The 21,886-nt window shown below is 67.6% G+C and carries 17 protein-coding genes and 1 pseudogene; 13 read left to right on the plus strand and 5 right to left on the minus strand.

Going from position 1 to position 21,886, the window contains the following annotated elements:
- A pseudogene (locus tag U9978_RS10065) lies at positions 1–940 on the plus strand (hypothetical protein); the annotation flags it as partial.
- Here U9978_RS10065 and U9978_RS10070 read toward each other — a convergent pair.
- Complete coding sequence (locus tag U9978_RS10070; protein WP_322760813.1) at positions 894–1,967, minus strand: glucose-1-phosphate thymidylyltransferase; 1,074 nt, start codon at positions 1,965–1,967, stop codon at positions 894–896. The pseudogene U9978_RS10065 and the gene U9978_RS10070 overlap by 47 nt on opposite strands.
- Positions 1,968–2,288: 321 nt before the next feature.
- Between U9978_RS10070 and U9978_RS10075 the strand changes: the two genes are divergently transcribed.
- The 4 genes from U9978_RS10075 to U9978_RS10090 all read left to right on the plus strand — a co-directional run bounded on the left by U9978_RS10075 (position 2,289) and on the right by U9978_RS10090 (position 8,375).
- Positions 2,289–3,947 (plus strand): LCP family protein, encoded by a 1,659-nt coding sequence (locus U9978_RS10075; RefSeq protein ID WP_322760814.1) that lies wholly within the window; start codon positions 2,289–2,291, stop codon positions 3,945–3,947.
- 287 nt (positions 3,948–4,234) lie between these two features.
- On the plus strand, positions 4,235–5,782 hold the full coding sequence (locus U9978_RS10080; protein WP_322760815.1) for an LCP family protein: 1,548 nt from the start codon (positions 4,235–4,237) through the stop codon (positions 5,780–5,782).
- Between the two features lie 108 nt (positions 5,783–5,890).
- Positions 5,891–6,805, plus strand: a complete 915-nt coding sequence (locus tag U9978_RS10085; RefSeq protein WP_322760816.1) for a TIGR03089 family protein — start codon at positions 5,891–5,893, stop codon at positions 6,803–6,805.
- 226 nt (positions 6,806–7,031) lie between these two features.
- Complete coding sequence (locus U9978_RS10090) at positions 7,032–8,375, plus strand: UDP-glucose/GDP-mannose dehydrogenase family protein (protein WP_322760817.1); 1,344 nt, start codon at positions 7,032–7,034, stop codon at positions 8,373–8,375.
- A 140-nt stretch (positions 8,376–8,515) separates the two neighbouring features.
- On the opposite strand, the gene U9978_RS10095 is transcribed toward U9978_RS10090, so the two are convergent.
- Positions 8,516–9,046 (minus strand): beta-class carbonic anhydrase, encoded by a 531-nt coding sequence (locus U9978_RS10095; RefSeq protein ID WP_416210918.1) that lies wholly within the window; start codon positions 9,044–9,046, stop codon positions 8,516–8,518.
- Positions 9,047–9,919: 873 nt separating this feature from the next.
- On the opposite strand from U9978_RS10095, the gene U9978_RS10100 reads away from it, so the two are divergent.
- From U9978_RS10100 to U9978_RS10110, 3 genes are all read left to right on the plus strand, one after another.
- Entirely contained in the window at positions 9,920–10,417 is a 498-nt protein-coding gene (locus tag U9978_RS10100; protein WP_322760819.1) for a GtrA family protein, read from the plus strand.
- 280 nt (positions 10,418–10,697) lie between these two features.
- Positions 10,698–11,381 carry a TetR/AcrR family transcriptional regulator gene (locus U9978_RS10105; protein ID WP_322760820.1) on the plus strand — a complete coding sequence of 228 codons (684 nt, stop codon included), beginning with the start codon at positions 10,698–10,700 and terminating at the stop codon, positions 11,379–11,381.
- A gap of 107 nt (positions 11,382–11,488) precedes the next feature.
- Entirely contained in the window at positions 11,489–13,459 is a 1,971-nt protein-coding gene (locus U9978_RS10110; protein ID WP_322760821.1) for an Hsp70 family protein, read from the plus strand.
- A 29-nt stretch (positions 13,460–13,488) separates the two neighbouring features.
- Here the strand turns inward: U9978_RS10110 and U9978_RS10115 are convergent, their stop codons facing one another.
- Together U9978_RS10115 and U9978_RS10120 are read right to left on the minus strand one after the other, a co-directional pair.
- Positions 13,489–14,037 carry a PH domain-containing protein gene (locus tag U9978_RS10115; protein ID WP_322760822.1) on the minus strand — a complete coding sequence of 183 codons (549 nt, stop codon included), beginning with the start codon at positions 14,035–14,037 and terminating at the stop codon, positions 13,489–13,491.
- A 59-nt stretch (positions 14,038–14,096) separates the two neighbouring features.
- Complete coding sequence (locus U9978_RS10120; protein ID WP_322760823.1) at positions 14,097–14,894, minus strand: biotin--[acetyl-CoA-carboxylase] ligase; 798 nt, start codon at positions 14,892–14,894, stop codon at positions 14,097–14,099.
- A gap of 211 nt (positions 14,895–15,105) precedes the next feature.
- On the opposite strand from U9978_RS10120, the gene U9978_RS10125 reads away from it, so the two are divergent.
- From U9978_RS10125 to U9978_RS10140, 4 genes are all read left to right on the plus strand, one after another.
- Positions 15,106–16,713, plus strand: a complete 1,608-nt coding sequence (locus U9978_RS10125; RefSeq protein ID WP_322760824.1) for an acyl-CoA carboxylase subunit beta — start codon at positions 15,106–15,108, stop codon at positions 16,711–16,713.
- A gap of 96 nt (positions 16,714–16,809) precedes the next feature.
- Positions 16,810–17,058 (plus strand): acyl-CoA carboxylase subunit epsilon, encoded by a 249-nt coding sequence (locus U9978_RS10130; protein WP_322760825.1) that lies wholly within the window; start codon positions 16,810–16,812, stop codon positions 17,056–17,058.
- 145 nt (positions 17,059–17,203) lie between these two features.
- Positions 17,204–18,964 carry an acetyl-CoA carboxylase biotin carboxylase subunit gene (locus tag U9978_RS10135; protein ID WP_322760826.1) on the plus strand — a complete coding sequence of 587 codons (1,761 nt, stop codon included), beginning with the start codon at positions 17,204–17,206 and terminating at the stop codon, positions 18,962–18,964.
- An 81-nt stretch (positions 18,965–19,045) separates the two neighbouring features.
- The gene (locus tag U9978_RS10140) at positions 19,046–19,474 is read left to right on the plus strand and encodes a DUF5313 family protein (protein WP_322760827.1); all 429 of its coding nucleotides are present in this window, start codon (positions 19,046–19,048) and stop codon (positions 19,472–19,474) included.
- Between the two features lie 27 nt (positions 19,475–19,501).
- Here the strand turns inward: U9978_RS10140 and U9978_RS10145 are convergent, their stop codons facing one another.
- Entirely contained in the window at positions 19,502–20,944 is a 1,443-nt protein-coding gene (locus tag U9978_RS10145; protein WP_322760828.1) for an NAD(P)H-quinone dehydrogenase, read from the minus strand.
- Between the two features lie 396 nt (positions 20,945–21,340).
- On the opposite strand from U9978_RS10145, the gene U9978_RS10150 reads away from it, so the two are divergent.
- Positions 21,341–21,781: a gamma-glutamylcyclotransferase gene (locus U9978_RS10150; RefSeq protein ID WP_322760829.1), complete on the plus strand. Its 441-nt coding sequence runs from the start codon at positions 21,341–21,343 to the stop codon at positions 21,779–21,781.
- Positions 21,782–21,886 lie beyond the last annotated feature (105 nt).

A 21,886-nucleotide genomic window follows, 5' to 3' on the forward strand; every position in this document is an offset into this window, starting at 1 on the left:
CCGCGGACCACGCGGGCGCCGCTCGGCCCCGACCACCGGGCTCCGGCGGGCCCGACCTGCATGCAGGCCACCATGGCGGCCTGCGCTGCTCGCCATCGGGCTTGCCTGTGCGGCCGGCGGATGGTGGTGGGCGCGCAACTACATCCTCTATCACGCAATAGAGCCGAATGGATGGGCAACTGATCCACCACGGCGAGAACCGATCCTGCTACCGAAGTCGTTCTTCACCTGGTACGACTACTTCTGGCGAACGATCATCAGTCGGTTCTGGGGCGGTCTGGGAATGTTCGAACCGCCTGCGCTGTCCCCGGTCGCGATCGTCGCCGCGACCGTCGTCGTGACCGGCTGTGTCATCGCGGCTGTGACCCACCACCGAGACGACGGCGCGGTCCGGCCTGACCAGCGGCCTGTCCGCCTGGGGATTCACGTGCGTCCGCTGGTCCTGCTCATGCCGGTTTTCCTGGCTTATCTGCTGGTCGGCCAGCGAAGCTATGCCGATTATCTGGGGTCCACCCGTGCCATCGCGATCCAGGGCCGATATCTGTACCTGGGCATTGTCGGCATTGCCGTCGTCACCGCTGGTGGGCTTGGCCGGCTACCTGGTGGACGCGAACGACTGGCCGGCCTGACCGTCCTTGCCGGCGCGCTGGCCATGCAGAGCGCGGCGCTCTGGGTCGTCTGCTCCTACTACTGGCTGCCGCCAGATGCGTCCGTTCCCGTCCTGCACATCGTCGGGATCGTCCGATCCATCGGACGGTGGGCACCTGTTCCTGACGGTGTCACCATCGCCACGTTCGCCCTCTGCGTGCTGTTCGGGTGTCTCACGCTGGCCGAGACCGTCCACGAGATCCGCCGGGATCGCGCCAGCGGACGTCGCGGACGGGATGTCGCGCTCAGGACGTTGTGGCCACCGAGACGCGCGAGTGGTCGCCGAGCATGAGACGGTGTGCCCGCGGGCGGGCATCCGACGGAACGACCTCGACGTCCCGACCGATCAACGAGTCCTCGATGCGTCCGATGTCGCGAATCGTCGCCCGCTCCAACACGATCGAGTACTCGATCTCGGTATTCTCAATCGTGCACGAATAGTAGATCGAGGTGAAGGGGCCGACGTAGGAGTCGACAAGCGTCGTGCCGCGACCGATGATCGCCGGCCCTCGCACGGTGGACCGCACCAGTGACGCGCCTTCCTCGATCACGACCCTGCCCACGATCGTGCTGTGCTCGTCGACCGCGCCGCGGACGTCGGACTCCAGTGACTCCAGCAGGTGGCGGTTGGTCTCCAACATGTCGTCAAGCCGCCCGGTGTCCTTCCAGTACCCCTCGACCAGGTGCGGCGCGACCTCGTGGCCACGGTCCACCAGCCATTGAATCGCCTCGGTGATCTCCAGTTCACCCCGGCCGGACGGCTTGATCGCCCGCACCGCGTCATGGACGGCCGCCCCGAAGAGGTAGACCCCGACAAGCGCGAGATCGCTCGGCGGCTCCTCGGGTTTCTCGACCAGGCGGATCACCTGGCCCTGGGGGCCGAGCTCGGCCACACCGAACGCGGACGGGTTGGCGACCTTGGTCAGCAGAATCAGTGCGTCCGGCCCGCTACGCTTGAATTCCTCCACGAACCCGGAGATACCACCAATGATCAGGTTGTCACCGAGATACATCACGAACGGCTCGTCCGCGAGGAAATCACGCGCGACGAGGACGGCGTGCGCAAGACCCAGCGGCGCCTCCTGACGAATGTAGGTGACCTTGATACCCAACGCGGAACCATCGCCGACCGCGGCCTCGATCTCCGCCGCGGTATCGCCTACGATGATCCCGACTTCGGTGATACCCGCTTCGGCGATCGCTTCCAGTCCGTAGAAGAGCACTGGCTTGTTCGCCACGGGAACGAGCTGTTTGGCTGACGTGTGGGTGATTGGGCGCAACCGCGTTCCGGAGCCACCCGCGAGAACAAGAGCTTTCATGATCCGAACCCTATCGCGGGCCCCACCCCTGCCTGAAAGGCAGCCGAACGCCGCTAAGCGGTCGGCGCCGGATCTCTTCGATGCCGCCGGACGCACGAACGGGGACATGATCATGATGTTTTCGATGGTCTTCCGGCCACCCAGGCATACGGCTCGCCATATGGCGGAGCGCAGCTCCACGCATGTGGCACGCCTCGGGCGGGTACCTTCAGCAACCAGGACCACGGATGGCCACCGCATGACCGGCGTCCGTCATGATATCGGCGGTGCCGGGTGGGCCGCGACCGTTCGGCAGAACCGACCAGCATGTGGACGACGTACATGACCGTAAACCGGCAGCAGGTCGCGGCGGGGGTGGGAGGTGCGGGCGCGGTGACCGTTCCGCCGGACACCCACGCGGACCCGCCCGCCGATCCCTCGCGGGAACTGTCCGAAAACGCTCAGCCGGACGACGCCGCGCCGGACGACTCCCCGGCGCAGCGCTCCCTGTTCCAGAAACTCGCCCTCGCGCTCGCAGGCGTCGTGTCAATGGCCGTTCTCACCGTGAGCGGCGGTGGTTACGTCGTCTTCCGTTACTTCGACGCCCAGATCACCAGAGTGCCGCTCGGTCTCGACGAGGCCGAGCGGCCGGCAGAGGCCCCCCCGGGGACCGAGAACTTCCTGCTGGTCGGATCCGACAGCCGGGAGGGCACCGGTAACCAGTACCAGAGCGAAGAAGTCGTCTCCGGACAGCGCTCCGACACGACCATGATTGCCCACCTCGACGCCAACGGAACGACCACATTGGTGTCGTTTCCCCGGGACACCCTCGTCACGATTCCCGGACATGGTCGCAACAAGCTGAACGCGGCGATCACGCTCGGCGGCCCGTCGCTGTTGATCAGAACGCTCGAGAACCTCACCGATATCAAAATCGACCACTTCGTGTCGATCGACCTCGCCGGCTTCAAGGCCATGACGGACGCCATCGGCGGAGTCACCGTCTGCGTACGACCGCTGCCGGATGGCAGCACATCGAACCTGCACGACGAGTGGTCCCAGTGGCACGGCGTCGTCGGTGAGAACCATCTCAACGGCGAGCAGGCCCTGTCGTTCGTCCGACAACGCTACGGCCTGCCTGACGGAGATTTTGACCGGATCAGGCGCCAACAGCAGTTCATCAGCACGGTGTTCCAGAAGGCGACAAGCAACGGAGTGCTCGCCAATCCGGCGAAACTGGAGGGTCTGCTCGCGTCCGCGACGGGAGCGCTGACCGTGGACGACGGCACCACCGTCGACGACCTGCGCAACCTCGCGACCCGGCTGCGCGGGATGTCCACCGACGCGATCAGCTTCGAGACGATCCCCGTCCGGCAACCGACCAGGGCCGACGGCGCGAACGCCGCCGGGGAGCTCCGGCGCTACGGCTCGGTCCAGATCTACGATCCGGGTCAGCTCGACACCTTCCTGGCGCCGTTGCGCGGGCACGGCAGCGCAGCCCTCAACCCGACGGGTACGCCAGGCACACCGGGTACACCAGACACACCGGGCACGCAGCCCGAAGCGACGACGGTCCCACCAACGGCGGTCACCGTCGACGTCCTCAACGGAACCACGACCAGCGGGCTCGCGATCAGCACGGCCAGGGAGCTCACGGCGGCCGGATTCCGGATCGCCCGGGTCGCAACCGCCGAGAACAGGCACACGGAGACCTCGCTCGTGCGCTACGGCCCGGACGGGCTCGCGGCGGCGCATACGCTGGCCACCGCGATTCCCGGGGTGGAGCTGCGCGAAGACCGGTCAGCGGGCACGCGCGTCACCCTGGTGATCGGTACTGACTTCAACGGGGTCGAGGCCCAGGCCGCGGCATCCGCTCCGACTACGGAAAGTGACCCAGCTAAGGGTGGAACGGGATCCGCGAACCGCTCGCCGACGCCGAGTCCGCCCCCCGCGACACCAGCGGTGACCGCTACTGAACTGACCGCAAGCTGCACCTTCTAACACCTGGTACACGTGACCCCTGGGATCTCCGGCCGCGCGAAGAATCCACGATCGCGCGACCGTCGGCCTACTACCAACCGTGATCGCGTTACTTCTCGATGACCGTTGGCGACCATATCGAGTAGTTTCAATGTTACCGTTAGTTGTTTCAGGCACCCGGTAGTGGGGTGGCCTGCGTCTCATGGCAACGTCAAAACAGCTTTAGAGCGCCCGGCAATAGGGACGCGGATCAAGGAGCGGGGCTGGGGCACGTAGATCGCGAGGTGCGAGGAGGTTCGAAAAAGCCGGTGAGTGGCAGATCCATACGCCGGCCGGCGTTGCCGCCAGAGCTGAGCCCACGGCGTCCGCTGAACATGCGGCGCCGCCCGAGACGCTCGCCGCTTCGGACGTTATCCGTCGGCGCGGCGGCCGCGCTGTCACTGGTCGTGCTCGCCGTCAGTTCCGTCGGGTGGGCGGCATACCGCTACTTCGACGACTCGGTTACCGGAGTCGCGTGGTCACCCGCTGGTGACCGCCCGCCCGAGCGACCGGGCGAGATGAACATCCTGCTGCTCGGCGACGACAGCCGGGCCGGCACCCATGGTGAGTACGGCCAGGTCGACGGGGTCCGCTCGGATACCACGATCATCGCCCACTTCGGCACGGACGCTTCGGTCACCCTGCTGTCGTTTCCCCGGGACACGCTCGTGACCGTAGCCCCCGGCATCGCGCAAACCCCCCATGACGGGAAGGACAAGCTGACCAACGTCCTGTCCTACGGTGGCATCGAGGGGCTCACCCGTACGCTGGAGAACCTGACCAGCCTCAAGATCGATCATTTCATCTCGATCGATCTGGCCGGATTCAAGGCCATGACCGACGCGGTCGGCGGGGTGGACGTCTGCGTCGCGCAGCTACCCGGAGGCGGCACGACCAACCTCCACGACAACTTCTCCCAGTGGCGCGGAAAGTTCGGCATCAACCACCTCAACGGCGACCAGGCACTGGCCTTCGTCCGCACCCGCCACGCCCTGCCGGATGAGACCTACCGCGTCGCCCGCCAGCAACAGTTCCTGTCCAAGCTGCTCGAGAAGGCAACCAGCGCAGGCGTGCTGACCAACCCCATCAAGATCACACAATTGATCGGCGCCGTCGGCGGATCACTCAAGGTTGACAACGGCCTCACCGAAAACGGCGCTATGATCAAATTGGCGCAGCGGCTGAGTGGCCTCGGCGGCGGAAAAGTGAAGTTCATCACGATCCCTACCCATGTACCACTGAAATCAGAGGGCGCCACCGACGAGCAGGGCACCGTCCCCCCACACGGCAACGTGCTGTTCTACGAGCCGGTCGGGCTCTGGCAGGTCCTCGCGCCGCTTCGACCCGCGACCGGCAGCGACGCCCCCGCGGGCGCAACCGGTAGTCCGACGCTACCGCCGAGCCAGGTGACCATCGCCGAAGTCCGGAACAGGACCGGCCGTTCGGGCCTGGCTGCACAGACGACCACGACACTCGGCGCGATGGGATTCGCCGGATCATTGCGTCCCACCACCGGCTCGGCAGGGCAGGTCGTCACAGAGATCCGCTACCCGGCCGGGCAGGAGGACGCGGCACGCGCGCTGTCGGGTCTGATCACCGGATCGCAGACGATTGAGGACCCGACGATCAGAAACGGCCTCGTCGTCGTGCTCGGGGCCTCCTTCACGGGCGTGACCGGCGCGCAGACGCCGCCGGCCGGCTCCCGGGGTATACCCAGCACCAGCTCCGCCGGTACCCCTCCCGCTGTCCCCGGCTCAGCAGCTGCCCCGTCTCCGCCGCCCAAGATCGCACCGGCGGACACATCCTGCACGCCGTGACCGCGATTCACGCGCCGCGTCCCCTGAGATGTCAACTACCGTGAACGTCCAATGACATCATCAACGTCGCCCGCATCGGCGTCTCCGGCGGGACGTCCGCTCCACGGCGTGGTGGACCCTGTTCTGGATGCCGCGCTCGCCGCCATACCGCCGGACGCTTTCGACACCGCTGGCGCGGGCGGGAGCGCCGGCGCGGACGGGATCGCCGCACTGCTCGCCCACCGGGTGCGTGCCGACTCGGCGCGTCCACTGCTGACGTTCTATGACGATGCCACCGGCGAGCGGACCGAACTGTCCGCAGCCACCGTGGACAACTGGGTTGCCAAGACCGCGAACCTACTCGTCGACACGCTCGGGATCGCTGTGGGAGACACGATCCGCATCGCGCTGCCACCGCACTGGCAGACTGCGGTGGTGCTCCTCGCGGCGTGGTCGTCCGGCGCGCACGTCACCGTCACCCGGTCCGATACCGATACCGATACCGATGATCAGGGCGATCCCGTGGCGGCGGTGTTCCTGACCGAGCAGGCGGCCGACGCCGCGCTCGCGGCGGGCGAGCAGGACGACGTCGTCGCCCTGTCATTGCGCCCGATGGGCGGACGGCTCGCCCGGCCCGCGCCGGGAGTACTCGACTTCGCCGGGGAGGTTCTCGCCCATGGCGACCGATTCACGCCACCACGCCCACCGGCAAACCAGCGGATTCTGGTGCGACTGGCTGCCTACTACTCCAGGGCCTGGGACCTCTCCGAACACGACCGCATCCTGACGACGGCTGGATATAACACGCCGCAGGGGCTTCTCGCCGGGCTACTCGGTCCCCTGGCCGCCGGGGCGTCGCTCGTTGTCTGTCGAAACCTCGACCACGCCCTCCTTGACCGCCGGGTCACCGCGGAGCGTGTCACGGCTGTCTGCGGACCGATACCCGGAATACTTGGAGCAGCCTTTGACGCACCGACAGCAACATTCGGTGTGTCAGAACACACCCCAGCGGGCACCCGTCGTCTCGGTGTGCCGCTGCGGTGACCCATCCGGAGTCAACGCTCGCCACTAGGGCGTGTCTGATGGATGTTGGTCGATGCGATCGAAGATTCATCAGACACGCCCTGGCCTGTTGTGGATCTTTTTTCTAGGCGATCGACGCCCAGGAAGCAATGCAATGGCACGCGGGTCCCGTTCGCGACGCCCGAACACCGGGTATAAGAGCGACCGGCAATAGGAGCGTGGATGAAGGAGCGGGGCTGGGGTGTAGATGGCAGTCTCGAGCGATCTGCGTCTGAGCGTCATCGGTACCGGCTACCTGGGCGCGACCCATGCGGTCTGCATGGCGGAGCTGGGATTCGACGTGGTCGGCGTCGATGTGGACCCGGTCAGGATCGGTCGTCTCGCCGCCGGCGAGACGCCGTTCTTCGAACCAGGGCTGGAGGAGCTCCTACGTAAGAACCTGGAGGCTCACCGCCTGCGTTTCACCACCGCGGTGGCGGACGCGGCCGCCACCGCGGACGTCCACTTCATCTGTGTGGGGACTCCACAACTGCCCGGGACACACGCGGCCGACATGCGCCATGTCGACGCCGCGCTCACCGGGCTGCTGAAAGCCGGAATCCGGCCGGGGGCGCTCGTCGTCGGAAAGTCCACCGTGCCCGTCGGCACAGCCATGCGGCTGGCGGAACGGCTCGACGCCGAGGCCCCCGCCGTGGAACTCGCGTGGAACCCGGAGTTCCTGCGCGAGGGCTTCACCATTGACGACACCCTGAGGCCCGACCGCCTGGTCTTCGGTCTGCGACCCGACCCGGCCCGGGCCCGGATCGCCGAGGCGGTCCTGCGCCGCGTCTACGCCGCCCTCATCAACGCCGGTGTGCCGGTTGTCGTCGCCGACTATCCCACTGCGGAACTCGTCAAACTCGCCTCGAACGCGTTCCTCGCAACCAAAATCTCGTTTATCAACGCGATGGCGGAGATCTGCGAGGTCACCGGTGGGGACATCACCGACCTGTCCAGCGCGCTGTCCTACGACAGTCGCATCGGCGGGCGGTTCCTGCACGCCGGTCTCGGCTTCGGTGGGGGCTGCCTACCCAAGGACATCCGTGCCTTCCAGGCCCGCGCGGACGAGCTCGGCGTCGGCCGGGCGCTTGACTTTCTCGCAGAGGTCGACGCCATCAACTCGCGTCGGCGCGCCAGAACCGTGAGCCTGACCACCCGGCTGCTGGGCGGGACGGTCGCCAACAAGAAGATCGCCGTTCTCGGAGCCGCGTTCAAACCCAGCTCCGACGACATCCGCGACTCGCCGGCCCTCGACGTCGCGGGCGCCCTACACCGCGCCGGCGCCACGGTCACCGTCTACGACCCGGCGGCGATCCCCAACTGCCGCGCCGCCCACCCCCAGCTGACCTACGCGAACAACGCCGTCCACGCTGCGGCCGGCGCCGACATCCTGCTGCACCTCACCGAGTGGAGCGAGTTCCGTGAACTCGACCCCGCCATGCTCACCCGGGTGGTCGCCGGAACGATCGTCATCGACGGCCGTAATGCCCTGGACCCGGCCGCATGGCGCGCGGCCGGCTGGTCCTACCACGCCTTGGGCCGGCCCGCCTGACGGGGCGCCCCTGAACGTTCACCCGGCCAAAGGCCGCGCGATCATGGCTCCTCCCGCGCGGCCGGCGGCCCCAGAACGTTCACCCGGCCAAAGGCCGCGCGATCATGGCTCCTCCCGCGCGGCCGGCGGCCCCAGAACGATCACCCGGCAACTTCGTGCAGTGCGCCGCTCGCCACGTCGTAGATGAAGCCGCGAACCGACCTCGAGGTGACGAGGAAGGGATTGGAGCGAAGTCGCGCGATGGACGCCCGGACACTCATCTCAAGATCGGTGAAGGTGTGGACGGGCCAGGCCGGCCGGAACCCCGCGTGTTCGAACAGCTTTTCCCGAAATCCATCGTCGGTGATGGTCATCATCCCACACTGGGTGTGATGCAACAGGATGATCTCCGTTGTGCCGAGTTCGTGTTGGCTGACCGCCAGCGAGCGGATCACATCGTCGGTGACCACACCGCCGGCGTTTCGCAGGACATGCGCGTCGCCCTCAGCGAGACCCAGCAGCGCATGGACGTCCAGGCGAGCGTCCATACAGGCCAGGACGGCGACACCGGTGGTAGGTCTGGCCGGGCGCGCCCGCATCTGCGCGCCACCGACCTGACGTGCGGCCGCGAAGGCCCCGGCACGCTCCACCATCGAATCCGTGGCGGTGCGCGAATGATCGACGGGACCCATGTGGGCGGCGGCGGTGCGTGAGCCTTCGGCGGTGCGTGAGCCTTCGACCCGCACTGAGCCTCGGCTGTCGACCATGGTCATCGTGGTGCAACCTCCATCGGCGCGGTGGACACAACAGAACCACGTTCGTCCGCTCGTGCACGGCAGCGTCGCCGGGAACCCACCGGTGCGGCACGCCGCCCCGCCGCGACCCGGTCGAGCACACTCCGGGACACCACGAGGCGGGCCGTCACCACAGCCGGCCGGAACAAGGATGACGCGACCGCGCCGCTTTCGCCACCAGTACGCACCACGGCGGTGCCTGTCGCCATCACAGCCACGCTCAGCACAGCGCAGCGCACAGCACAGTTGATCTAGTGGAACGGAACCCACGTCGCCACAACCGGAGCCGCGATCGAGTCACCAAACGAAGCAGGGGGCATACTTGCCGCAAGGGATCGGCCCAGCGGACGATCCGACGATCGCGTGTCGGGCGTTCCCGCCCGGCCACAACTGTCGGCGCACCCGTCCGCAGCCGGCCCGTGCCTGTGAGATCGCCGCCCGGACTACCGTTTCGTGCACAGCTCGGGGTCCGCTCGTATGCCGGGCTTTCGCTGTCCCGCGAAGCATCGGAAGGGGGATCGGGGCTCTCAAGGGCCGTTGATCGGGTACTAATTCAGCCAAGGGTGACTTAATCATGATTTTTCCGGTCGCCGGCGGCGCCAAGGACCTGACAGGCCGACGGTCACGCGATCATGAATGTGCTCGCACGGCCGGCGGCCCCACGTACTAGGGGGGTGGCGGATGAGTCGGTGGAAGCCGTCTGTAGGCTCAGCCGGTGACACATATCGGTCAACAGCATCCGAAGTGAGCGTGGCACCGGTGGAGGCCAGCGTGAAGCAGTCACGTTGGCAGGCACTCGACCACGAGATGATGAAGTTCGGCGTGATCGGCGCCGCCTGCTACGCCATTGACGTCCTTGTCTTCAACCTGTGCCACGGGCTTGTCGGCATGGACCCGATCGGTGCGAAAACCGTGTCCACCATCGTGGCCGCGACCTGCGCCTACGTCGGCAACCGGCACTGGTCGTTCACGCACCGGGCCCGGACGGGCCTACGACGTGAATACACCCTTTTCATCATCTTCAACGCCATGGGTCTGGCAATCGCCCTGGGATGCGTCGGGTTTGCCAGCCATGTTCTGAACCTGCACGGTGTGCTTGAGCTCAACCTGGCCGCAAACGTGGTCGGCACCGGGCTCGGCACCATCTTCCGATTCTGGGCATACAAGCGGTGGGTGTTCCTGCATCCCGACGACCCGAAAGCACTGGTGCACGCCGCAGCCGATGCGCAGCGTCGGCACAGCGTCCCCGAGCCGGCCGGCCGCGCCTAGGCCGTAGCCGCGATAGCCAAGCCGATGCAGCCAATCAGTATCGGAACAGGAACCGACGTTCCGGTACTGATTGGTTCCTGTCAGCCTGGGATGCGCTACGCTCTCGAACGAGCCCGCACGTTTCCTTCTCGTCGGCGTCGCGGCTTGGGACGGCAAACGGAACGCGTCGACGGTCACCGGATGACACGCGTTCGGTTGAGACCCGTTGGCGGAAGGCGGCGTGATCATGTTGTGCGCTGCCGAGGGCCTCAGAAAACCTAGGTCACAGGGGGACGCCGTGGTGCGGCCTACGCTTGATGCCCGTCCCGGGGGTCGTCCGCGGGATGAGTCACGGGACAGCGCAATCCGTCGCGCCACCCTCCAGCTACTCGCCGAGGTCGGCTACGACGGGGTCACCATGGACAGGGTGGCCACCCGAGCGAAAGCCGGTAAGGCCACGATCTACCGTCGTTGGCCCTCCAAGGTCGCCCTGGTCATGGACGCGATCACGACTATGGCCGAGCAGTCCGTACCTGTGCCCGACACCGGCTCGTTCCGCACGGACATGCTGGCGTTCCTCTCCTCGTATCGGGATGCCATCGGCGACGATCGCGGCAGAATCATCGCCGAGCTGGTATCCGAAATGCCCCGTAATGCCGAACTGCGGGACGCTCTGCGTAATGGTCTTCTCGCCCAACGCAAAGCCGCGTCCGATGTCATCGTGCATCGCGGTATCGCCCGCGGGGAGATCGGCGCCGGTGCTGACCATACGATGCTCATCGAGCTCGGACCGGCACTCATCCTGCAACGGATTCTGCTCTCCGGTGAGGTCGTGGACGCCGCGTTCATGGAACGGATCGTCGACGATCTCATCGTTCCCTATGCCGTCCACGGCCAAGCGGACCAAAGGGTGCGCGACGATCGTCAGATCGCGCGCCCGCAGGCCGCAGCTCCCCGAGCACTAGCCGAGCAGCAGACGACCTGATCCCGGAGCACCGCGAGCACCGGATCGGGACGGTTTTTCCAGGCGCGCGATAATGACCGCTCTCGTGCCGCCGCAGGCTCGAGAACATCCGAGGATGCGGGGGAGATGTGGCAAGCGGCCTGACACTCGCGGTCGACATCGGCACGGGCTGGACCTCCGCCTGCGTCGACATGGACGGCCGCGGGGAATTGCTGCGGCTCGGGCCGATGCCAGCAGTTGTCACTCTGAGTAATGACGGCCGGCTGTTGACCGGTACCGCGGCCGTGGACGTCGCGGCCGCGCATCCCGGCCGCGCGCAGCGCCATCCATTGCGTGCCCTGGAGACGACCGACCAGGTCCAGCTCGCCGGGACGACCATCCCGACGATCGAACTGATCGCCGCCATCCTGCGCCAGGTCCTGCACGAGGCGAGCCGCCACGCCCCGGGCCCACCGCCGGGTCAGGTTGTCCTCACCGCGCCGGTCCGCTGGACGCCCACGGAGATCGATAAACTCCGGGCGGCAGCTGCCAGGGCGGGCCTCACCGACATCGTGCTGCTCCCGGAACCGATCGCGGCGGCCCGCTGGCATGCCGATCCGGCCGGCATCCGCGCGGGCGCGGCCGTTGCCGTGTACGACCTGGGCGCCACAACCCTCGCGACAACGATTCTCACCGCGACACCCAACGGATTCGAGATCCGCGGGGAACCCGGCGGCAATCCCGCCTTCGGCGGCGAAGACATCGACGACATCCTCCTCCGCCGGGTCGCGGAACGCGCACGCACCGTCGACTCACGTGCGTGGGACGCGCTGTGGGCCGACCTGAGTCCATCCGCGCGCCAGCGCCACCACCAGCTACGCCAGCAGGTCGTGGCCGCCAAGGAAGCACTGTCGACAACCACCGGCCACACCGTCGCGGTAGGCGGAACCATCGGTGACATCGAGGTCACCCGGACGGACCTGGAAGCGTCGATCGAAGGTGACTTACGCGCGACCGTGACGGAGTTGATCCGCACAGCGCAGAGCGCGGGGGTCCGACCCGGCGAGCTCACCGCAATCTTCCTTGTCGGCGGATCGACCCGCATCCCACGGGTTTCGGCACTGTTGGCGGAGATGACCGGCATCCAGCCTAGGCCCGCCGACGACCCCCAGGCCGCGATAGCGCTGGGCGCTCTGCGCACCGTGACCACCACGCCCGCCGGACCCGCCGTAAGACCGGAACCGGCCCCTTATGCCACCCGCGTCCTGCCGGCGTCCGCCGCCGCCATGGCCGGTGGTCCCAACCCGTCCGCACCCCGGGATCAGTATCCGCCGACCGTCCACTACCCGTTCGGCGAACAGCCACCCTCGGGTCCGTATCCGCCATCAGGTGGGTATCCACCACCGGGCGGGTATCCACCACCGGGCGGGTATCCACCAGGTCCGATGGGCGGACCGCCGCAGCAGCGGCCGCCAAGGCGGCGACCCGCCGTCATGATCGGAATGATCGTCGCGCTACTGGCCCTCGCCGTCGGCATCCCGGTGATCGCACTTACCATGACCAGTTCGGATAAACCCGCCCCCGGCCCGACCGCAAGCCGGACCCTGCCGGCGATCCCGACCGGACCGGCCGACACGTCGCGGCCCACCTCGTCTGCATCAGCGTCGGCTTCACCATCGGCCCGCGGTACCGCCGATGGACTGACCGTGGCCCAACGCAGGCTGCGGGCACTGCTCGATCCCGCCGAGATGACCGGTTGCAAGGCGAATCCGGATGCCGAGGACGCCGACATCGACGCGTCGCTGACATGTACGGCGAGTAACGGCACAACCGTGATCGCGTTTCATTACTACACCGCCAGATCCCTACGCAACGACGTCGACTACCGCTCCTCCCAGATCGACAACGAGGGCTCCTGCCGGAACGGCCGTTCCAGCGTCGGAACCTGGCAGGTGGACGGCGATTCCAGCATCGATGTCGGCGCGCTCCTGTGCTACTACCACAGTGGGCAATTTGTGATGTTCTGGAGCTACGACTTGGACCTGGTCAGCTTCGGCGCCGCGGACACCGACGCGGCAACCCTCTACCAGTGGTGGAAGCGGTTCGAGCCGCTGACCTGAGAGCGCCCGGCCACCTACCGGCCGAGCACCTACCGGTTATGGCCATAGCCATCGGCGTCCGCATCGGCGCCGGCCGGCCCTCGGCGACGAACGTCGAGGGCCTCGACCAACCGGTAGAGGGTTGCATGCACCTCTTCGACCCGCGGCAGGTTCGCCAGCACCACCTGACCCCGCTCGCCGGCGCTTTCGATGGTCAGCGTGCCGGAGCCCAGGAGGCGCTCGGCGAACGAATGGTGGAACGAGACATCGTTGAGCCGCTGGAGCGGGATGTCACGACCCGTGCGGGAAAAAATTCCCGTCCGGATGACAACGCGTTCCGTCGTCACCACATAACTCGTCGTGATCCATCGCAACCACGGCCGCAGACTGGTGAAAAGGAGCAGGATCGCCGCTGCCGCAATGAGGAGCCACTGCGCCGCGTGCTGGAACGAGCCCGCTGGTATCGCCAGTACACCGAACAAAGTCAGGCCGAGAACCACGACAAACGCGCTGACCGGCGCGGCCAGCCTGATCCAGTGCGGATGGAGGTGAAGGACGACCTCTTCGTCACTGGTCAGAATGCTCTCTGGAAATCCCACACGACCGATCGTCTCACCATCACCGCACCGGGCGGGCCCGAGGGTCGACCGGCTCGGCGTCAGCGCAGGTGAACAACGTCCGCCGCTGCGAACGCCCGGCCGTCCACGACAAGACGACCGTGGACGTCCACGTCGGTGGCGGTGCCCACGACGACGGCGCCGTCGGGCAGGTCGACCCGCACCGCCCGGCCGAGCGTCGCACACACCGAGCGGTAAGCGTCGACGGCGCGGGCCGGCTCGGCCAGCCAGGCCCGGTATGTGCCAGCGACTTCCCGCAGCAGCTCGATCAGCAGTTCACCCCGGCCCACGGCCGGGCGCGATGCCCGCTGCTGACAGAGCGCCACGCTGGTTGCTCCCGGGGGCAGCTCATCGGCATCCGTATCGACGTTCAGGCCGACCCCGACGATCACCGCGGCCGTTGCGGACTGGCAGGGAACAGCCTCGGCGAGGATTCCCGCCAGCTTCGCGCCGTCCACCAGGACATCGTTCGGCCACTTGAGAACGGCCGGGATGCCCGCCGACCGGCGCAGCGTGGAGACCAGCGAGGCGCCGGTGACCAGCGGCAGCCAGCCGAGCGCTCCGGCCGGCACGGTGGGCCGGAGCAGCACCGAGAACGTGAGTCCCGCGCCCGCCGGTGAAACCCAGGACCGCTCCAGGCGCCCACGGCCCGCCCACTGCAGCTCGGCGACGAGCACCCGTCCTTCGCCGGCACCGGCTTTCGCGGCCGCCACCAGATCGGCATTGGTCGAGCCGGTCTCCCCGACGACCTGTACGTCCAGGCCGTCGCCGGCGAGAGCTGCCGCCAACAGACCGGCGTCCAGTGGCAGCCGCCGCGGCTGTGCCTTCGATGTCCGCATGTCAGCCAGGGTGCCACCGACGAACGTGTTACCGGGGCGTTATGTCGGCGAGCGTCAGGTTGGCTGACCTCGGGTTGGCTGACCTCGGGTTGGCTGACCTCAGGTTGGCGGGCGGGGATGCCGACGCGTCGCGCGCGGGCGCGGGCGCGGGTTTGTGCCGTCCGCGCGCGAATCGAGCACGTGGGACCGTACCCGCCGTACGCTGCCCGGCATGGTACTTCCTGTTCCCGCTGACAACCCCGTGCAGGGTTCGGTACCCGATCTCCTGACGGCCACCGGCAAGATCGCCGAGTTGAAGCGGGTCAACGACGAAGCGGTACACGCCGGCTCCCAACGGGCCGTCGACGCCCAGCACGCCAAGGGCAAGATGACAGCCCGTGAGCGAATCGAGGCATTCCTCGACCCCGGGTCGTTCGTCGAGACGGACGCGTTCGCCCGACACCGCGCGCATGACTTCGGACTCGAGCAGAACCGTCCCTACGGTGACGGGGTGGTAACGGGTTACGGCACCGTGGACGGTCGCCAGGTGTGTGTGTTCAGCCAGGACTTCACCGTTTTCGGCGGCAGCCTGGGCGAGGTCTTCGGCGAGAAAATCGTGAAAGTCATGGACCTGGCGCTGAAGACCGGCTGCCCGGTGGTGGGCATCAACGACTCGGGTGGCGCGCGCATCCAGGAGGGCGTGGTCTCGCTCGGGCTCTACGGCGAGATCTTCTATCGCAACGTGATGGCATCGGGCGTCGTCCCGCAGCTCTCATTGATCATGGGTCCGTGTGCCGGCGGTGCCGTCTACTCCCCCGCCATCACCGACTTCACGCTGATGGTCGACAAAACCAGCCACATGTTCATCACCGGCCCGGACGTCATCAAAACCGTGACCGGCGAGGACGTCGGCATGGAGGAGCTGGGCGGCGCGCACACGCACAACTCCCGCAGTGGTGTCGCCCACTTCCAGGCCGCGGACGAGCTCGACTGCCTGGAAACCGCCAAGGCGCTGCTGTCGTTCCTGCCGTCGAACAACATGACCGACCCGCCCGGCTTCGCCGAGGTGACCGATGTGCAGGCGGAGGTCACCGCCGAGCTGGACGTGTTCATCCCGGACTCGCCCAACACCCCCTACGACATGCACACAGTGATCGAATACGTGCTCGACGAGGGCGACTTCCTCGAGGTGCACGCCCAGTTCGCGCAGAACATGATCTGCGGCTTCGGACGGGTCGACGGGCGTTCGGTGGGCGTGGTCGCCAACCAGCCGATGCATTTCGCCGGTACCCTCGACATCGATGCCAGCGAGAAGGCGGCACGCTTCGTCCGCACCTGTGACGCATTCAGCATCCCGATACTCACCTTCGTCGACGTACCCGGCTTCCTGCCCGGTACCTCCCAGGAGTGGAACGGGATCATCCGTCGGGGCGCAAAGCTCATCTACGCCTATGCCGAGGCCACGGTCCCGAAGGTGACCATCATCACCCGAAAGGCCTACGGCGGTGCATATGACGTCATGGGGTCGAAGCACCTGCGGGCCGACATCAACCTGGCCTGGCCGACCGCGGAAATCGCGGTGATGGGTGCCCAGGGCGCAGTGAACATCATTTACCGCCGGGAGCTCGCGTCCGCCGCTGACCCGGAAAGCCGCCGCGCGGAACTGATCGCGGACTACACCCAGCACTTCGCCACGCCCTACATAGCCGCCGAACGCGGGTACGTAGATGCGGTGATCACACCGTCGGTCACCCGCCGCGAAGTGATTCGGGCACTGCGGCTGCTGCGGACCAAGCGGGAGTCGCTCCCGCCCAAGAAGCATGGAAACATTCCGCTTTAGAGGCAGCCTCCGGGCGCGCGATCTGACGATCGTCGTGCGCCCTTTGGCCCTGTAAGTGCACAGCTCACGTTCGTGAAGGAAGGAAGGGAGCGTCCGGTGGATAACAGTGGCGACGGCCAGGCCCACCCATATCTGCGGCTTGTGCCGGCGAACGCATCCGCCGAGGAGATCGCCGCGTTGGTCGCGGTGGTCCGCCTGCGAGCAGCGGTGCCACCGCCCGAGCCGGCGGCGCCGTCGGGTTGGACCGACCGGGCCGCGACGTTCCGCCAGGACGTACATTCCGGCCCGAATGCGTGGCGGCAAACCGGTTTCACGCAGGGTGTCCGCACTAGAGCCGACTGGTAACCCACGGTCCACAGCTTGCAACCCGTGGTCCGGAACGCGGAACGCGGAACGCCCACTGAACACCCGCTGTCGGCCATAGATGCGAGGTCCCTGAACCGCCGAGGGACGTCTAGACTCCGCCACGCTGAACGAGGACGGGAGAAACGTGCGTAAGATCCTCATCGCCAACCGGGGAGAGATCGCTGTCCGGGTCATCCGCGCGTGCCGGGACGCCGGATACGCAAGTGTCGCGGTGTACGCCGAACCCGATATCGATGCGCTCCACGTCCGCATTGCCGACGAAGCGTATGCCCTTTCGGGCAGCACACCGGGCGACTCCTATCTACGGATAGACAAGATTCTCGACCTCGCTCGGGTGAGTGGCGCCGACGCCGTCCACCCCGGGTACGGGTTCCTCTCGGAAAACGCAGACTTCGCCGACGCGGTCGTCGCCGCGGGCCTGACCTGGATCGGCCCACCGCCCGAGGCCATCCGGCGCCTGGGTGACAAGACCGCCGCCCGGCACATCGCCCTGGCAGTGGGTGCTCCGCTCGCGCCCGGCACGGCCGACCCGGTCGCCGGCGTCGCGGAGGTCGTGGCGTTCGCGGATCAGTACGGCCTGCCGGTCGCCATCAAAGCTGCTTTCGGTGGCGGCGGGCGCGGGCTCAAGGTCGCGTGGAATGCCGACGACCTGCCCGAACTCTTCGAAAGCGCAGTGCGGGAGGCCACCGCAGCCTTCGGTCGGGGCGAGTGCTTCGTCGAGCGCTACCTGGACCAGCCACGCCACGTCGAGACCCAGATCCTCGCCGACAACCACGGCACCGTCGTCATCGTCGGCACCCGGGACTGCTCGTTGCAGCGGCGCTACCAGAAACTCGTCGAAGAGGCCCCGGCTCCGTTCCTCACCGAGGAACAACGCACGTCACTCTATGAAGCGTCTCGGGCCATCTGCCGGGAGGCCGGCTACGTGGGCGCGGGCACGGTCGAATTCCTCGTCGCCCGCGACGGCATGATCAGCTTCCTCGAGGTCAACACCCGGCTGCAGGTCGAGCATCCGGTCACCGAGGAGACCAGCGGCGTCGACCTCGTCCGTGCACAGTTCCGCATCGCCGAAGGCGAAGCACTCGACCCGGCAGACCCGGCACCGCGGGGGCACTCGATCGAGTTCCGCATCAACGGCGAGGATCCGGGGCGTAATTTCCTGCCGGCCCCAGGCACGGTCACCCGGTTCGTCGCGCCCACCGGCCCGGGCGTACGGGTCGACGCCGGCATCGAATCCGGCGCCGTCATCGGCGGCGCCTTCGACTCGCTGCTCGCCAAACTGATCGTCACCGGCGCGACCCGGACCGAAGCGCTGGAGCGCGCCCGCCGCGCCCTGGACGAGATGGTCGTCGACGGCATGGCCACGGTGCTGCCGTTCCATCGCGCCGTCGTACGGGATCCGGCGTTCGCACCGGCCGACGCGACCGAGCCGTTCCGCGTGCACAACCGCTGGATCGAGACCGAGTTCGACAACACCATCCCGGTCTTCACCGGCGGGGTGGATGCCGACACCGGGCCGGCGGAACGGGAGTCGGTGGTGGTCGAGGTCGGTGGCCGACGCCTTGAGGTCGTCCTGCCCGCGGGCTTCGGAGCCACGGCCGGCCCGGCGCCCGGCCAGACGGCGCCACCTCGGCGACGTTCCGGATCGAAAACCGCACGTGCCGTCACCGGCAACGCGCTGACCAGCCCCATGCAGGGCACCATCGTCAAGGTCGCTGTCAGTGACGGCGACCCGGTCGAGCCTGGCGACCTCGTCGTCGTCCTGGAAGCGATGAAGATGGAGCAGCCGATCACCGCGCATCGGGCAGGCACCGTGACCGGGCTCGCCGCGACCGTCGGCGGCGTCGTCTCCAGCGGTGCCGTCCTCTGTGAGATCAAGGACTAGCAACGCGTTCCCCGTGCGGTGCTTTCAGCGCGGCACGGGGACCCCGGATGGACTGTTCTGTTCTGTTCGTAGGCTGGTCCCATGGACGCTGGCAGCAAGAGGACTCCCGCAGACCACCTGGACCCACCGGAATCCGGCGGCCCGCTGCCCGCCAGCCCGCTGCCCGGCCGGCAGTCGCGTCCGCCCCTGACCGGTCGGGTGTACTACCTGGTGGGTGGGACGCTGCCGCCTCAGTACACGCCATGGGTGTCGCACGATCTGACCGGTCCGCGGTGGCGGCTGCGGCAGGCGTCCCGCCCACCGTTGCTGATGCTGCCGTTCGCGATCGTGTTCGCACTGCTACCCGGGCGGCTGGAGGTCCGGCTCACCATTTCGATCTTCCTACTGGCTGCGGCGGTAGGGATCGGATTCGCCACCGCCGGTCATTTCCGCAACCGACGCCTCGTCCAACACGGTTTTCCACCGGTCTTCCCACCCGAGGAAGACGAGGCCATCGATGGTCAAGGCTGACCAGGTAACCATCCGTTGGACAACGCTCTAAAACCCCGCGAACAGGTCACGGGGGATGGCGATCCGTGCGGCTTCGGACAAGGATCCCGAAACCGACGGATAGATCGCAAACGTGTGGGCGACCTGGTCGACAGTCAGACCATTGGCGACCGCCAGCGACACCGGAAAGATCAGTTCCGACGCCCGCGGCGCCACGATGACCCCGCCCAGGATGCTGCCGCTACCGGGCCGGCAGAACAGTTTGACAAAGCCGTCAGTGACGGCCTCCATCTTCGCACGCGGGTTCCGGGCGAGCGGGAGGACCGTCGTGTGAGCAGCAACCGCGCCTGATTCGATCATCCGCTGGGAGATGCCGACGGTCGCGATCTCCGGTTCGGTGAAGACGTTCGACGACACGGTGCCCAACCGCAGTGGGGTGACCGCCTCACCGAGCGCATGCCACATCGCAATCCTGCCCTGCATGGCGGCGACGGACGCCAGCGGCAGTACACCTGTGCAGTCACCGGCGGCGTACACGCCGGGCACCGACGTTCTCGACATCCGGTCGACCTCGATGTGACCGGTGGCGCTCAGCCGAATCCCGACGTCGGTCAGGCCGATGTCGGAGGTTCGCGGTACCGATCCGACCGCCATCAGGACGTGGCTGCCGCTGATGATCCTGCCGTCGTCGAGATCCACTTCCACACCGCCGGTGACCCGGCGGGCCGCCGTTGCCCGGGACCGGCCCAGCACCGTGACGCCCCTGCGCTGGAAGACATCCTCCAGCACCCGGGCCGCGTCGGGATCCTCACCGGGCAGTACCCGGTCACGGGAGGAGACAAGCGTCACCTGCGCACCGAGCGCCCGGTAGGCGCTGGCGAACTCGGCGCCGGTGACGCCAGAGCCGACCACGATCAGATGTTCGGGCAGCCTGTCGAGGTCGTAGAGATGGCGCCAAGTGAGAATTCTCTCACCATCGGGTATCGCCGCCGGCAGGATCCTCGGCGACCCGCCGGTGGCGATCAGCACGATGTCACCGAAGAATGCCTCGCCGGAATCGATCTCGACGGCATGCGGACCGACCAGCCGCCCGTGGGCGTGCACGACCCGGACAGCCTCCTTCTCCAGCCGGGTCTCGATGTCCCGGGACTGCGCCTGCGCCAGCCCACGCACCCGGGCATAGACCCGCTCAATGTCAACGCTGACGCCGGCGGGGAGCCCAGGGCCCGGTGTCGCGCGGGCATCCCAGCCCGCTTCGGGCAGCACGAAGCCCCCGTCACGTAGCCGAACGCCGAGCGAGGGCGCCGCTTCCAGTGCGGTCATCGCCGCTGATGTGGCAATCAAGGTCTTGGACGGAACACAGTCAGTCAGAACGCAGGCGCCCCCCGTCCCATCCGAATCGATGAGGGTGACAAATGCCCCGAGCTCGGCACCGACGAGCGCCGCCTCATAGCCTCCGGGTCCTCCTCCGAGGATGACGATTCGCGGCACGTACGCGCTCCCTTCCGTGGGCGAGTTCTGGCCCAGCTAGCCGGGGACTGCGGCCTCCGGCGGCGCACGAGGAACAGCATCGCGCCGCCTTTGGCCAGCTAGCCGGGGACTGCGGCCTCCGGCGGCGCACGAGGAACAGCATCGCGCCGCCTTTGGCCCTCCAGCTATCTTGCCTCCCGTCGCGCGCCGTACCGCTGGGACCGGAGCGACTTTCGTACAATCGGAGGAAGGTGGCCCGCCTGGCTGGCGCGTCAGCCCCGCCGGCCAGGCCCGGCCCGGCCCGCCACCGCAGGCGGGCAGAAGGTGGGTACGGTAGACGCCAGTGGAGATTCTTGAGATATGCCGTCGCACGAACGGTGACGGTCGCGACGAAAGAGCCCGCGAAAGACGCACGCCATGACCATGTACGCCGCCTACGGCAGCAACCTCGATCCGGCCCAGATGAAGGAACGCGCGCCGCGCGCTCCGGTCATCGGGACCGGCTGGATACACGGCTGGAGACTCACCTTCGGCGGCGAGGACGTCGGCTGGGAGGGCGCGCTCGCCTCGATCGTCGAGTCCCCCGGATCCCACGTCTACGTGATGCTCTACGACATCGACCGGCGTGACCTGCGACAACTCGACGTCTGGGAGGGTGCCGACGCAGGCCTGTACACCCGCATCCGCGTCCGGGTGTCCACGCTGGACGGCGAGGCGCTGGCCTGGACGTACGTGCTGGACGCGTACGAAGGCGGCCTACCGTCCAAACGGTACGTGTCGATCATGGCTGACGCAGCGGAGCGGGCCGGCGCCCCGGCCGACTACGTCGCCTACCTGCGCAGCCGCCCGACCGCGTAGGGCAGGCGACCACCCACAGCCCCACTCCTTGATCCACGTCTCTGTTGCCGGGCGCTCTCACGGGTTGTCGATCGGCGCGGAGCGCATGGCCGGCTCTTGGCGTCC

Source organism: Protofrankia sp. Cr2 (assembly GCF_963555885.1).
Lineage (GTDB): Bacteria > Actinomycetota > Actinomycetes > Frankiales > Frankiaceae > Protofrankia.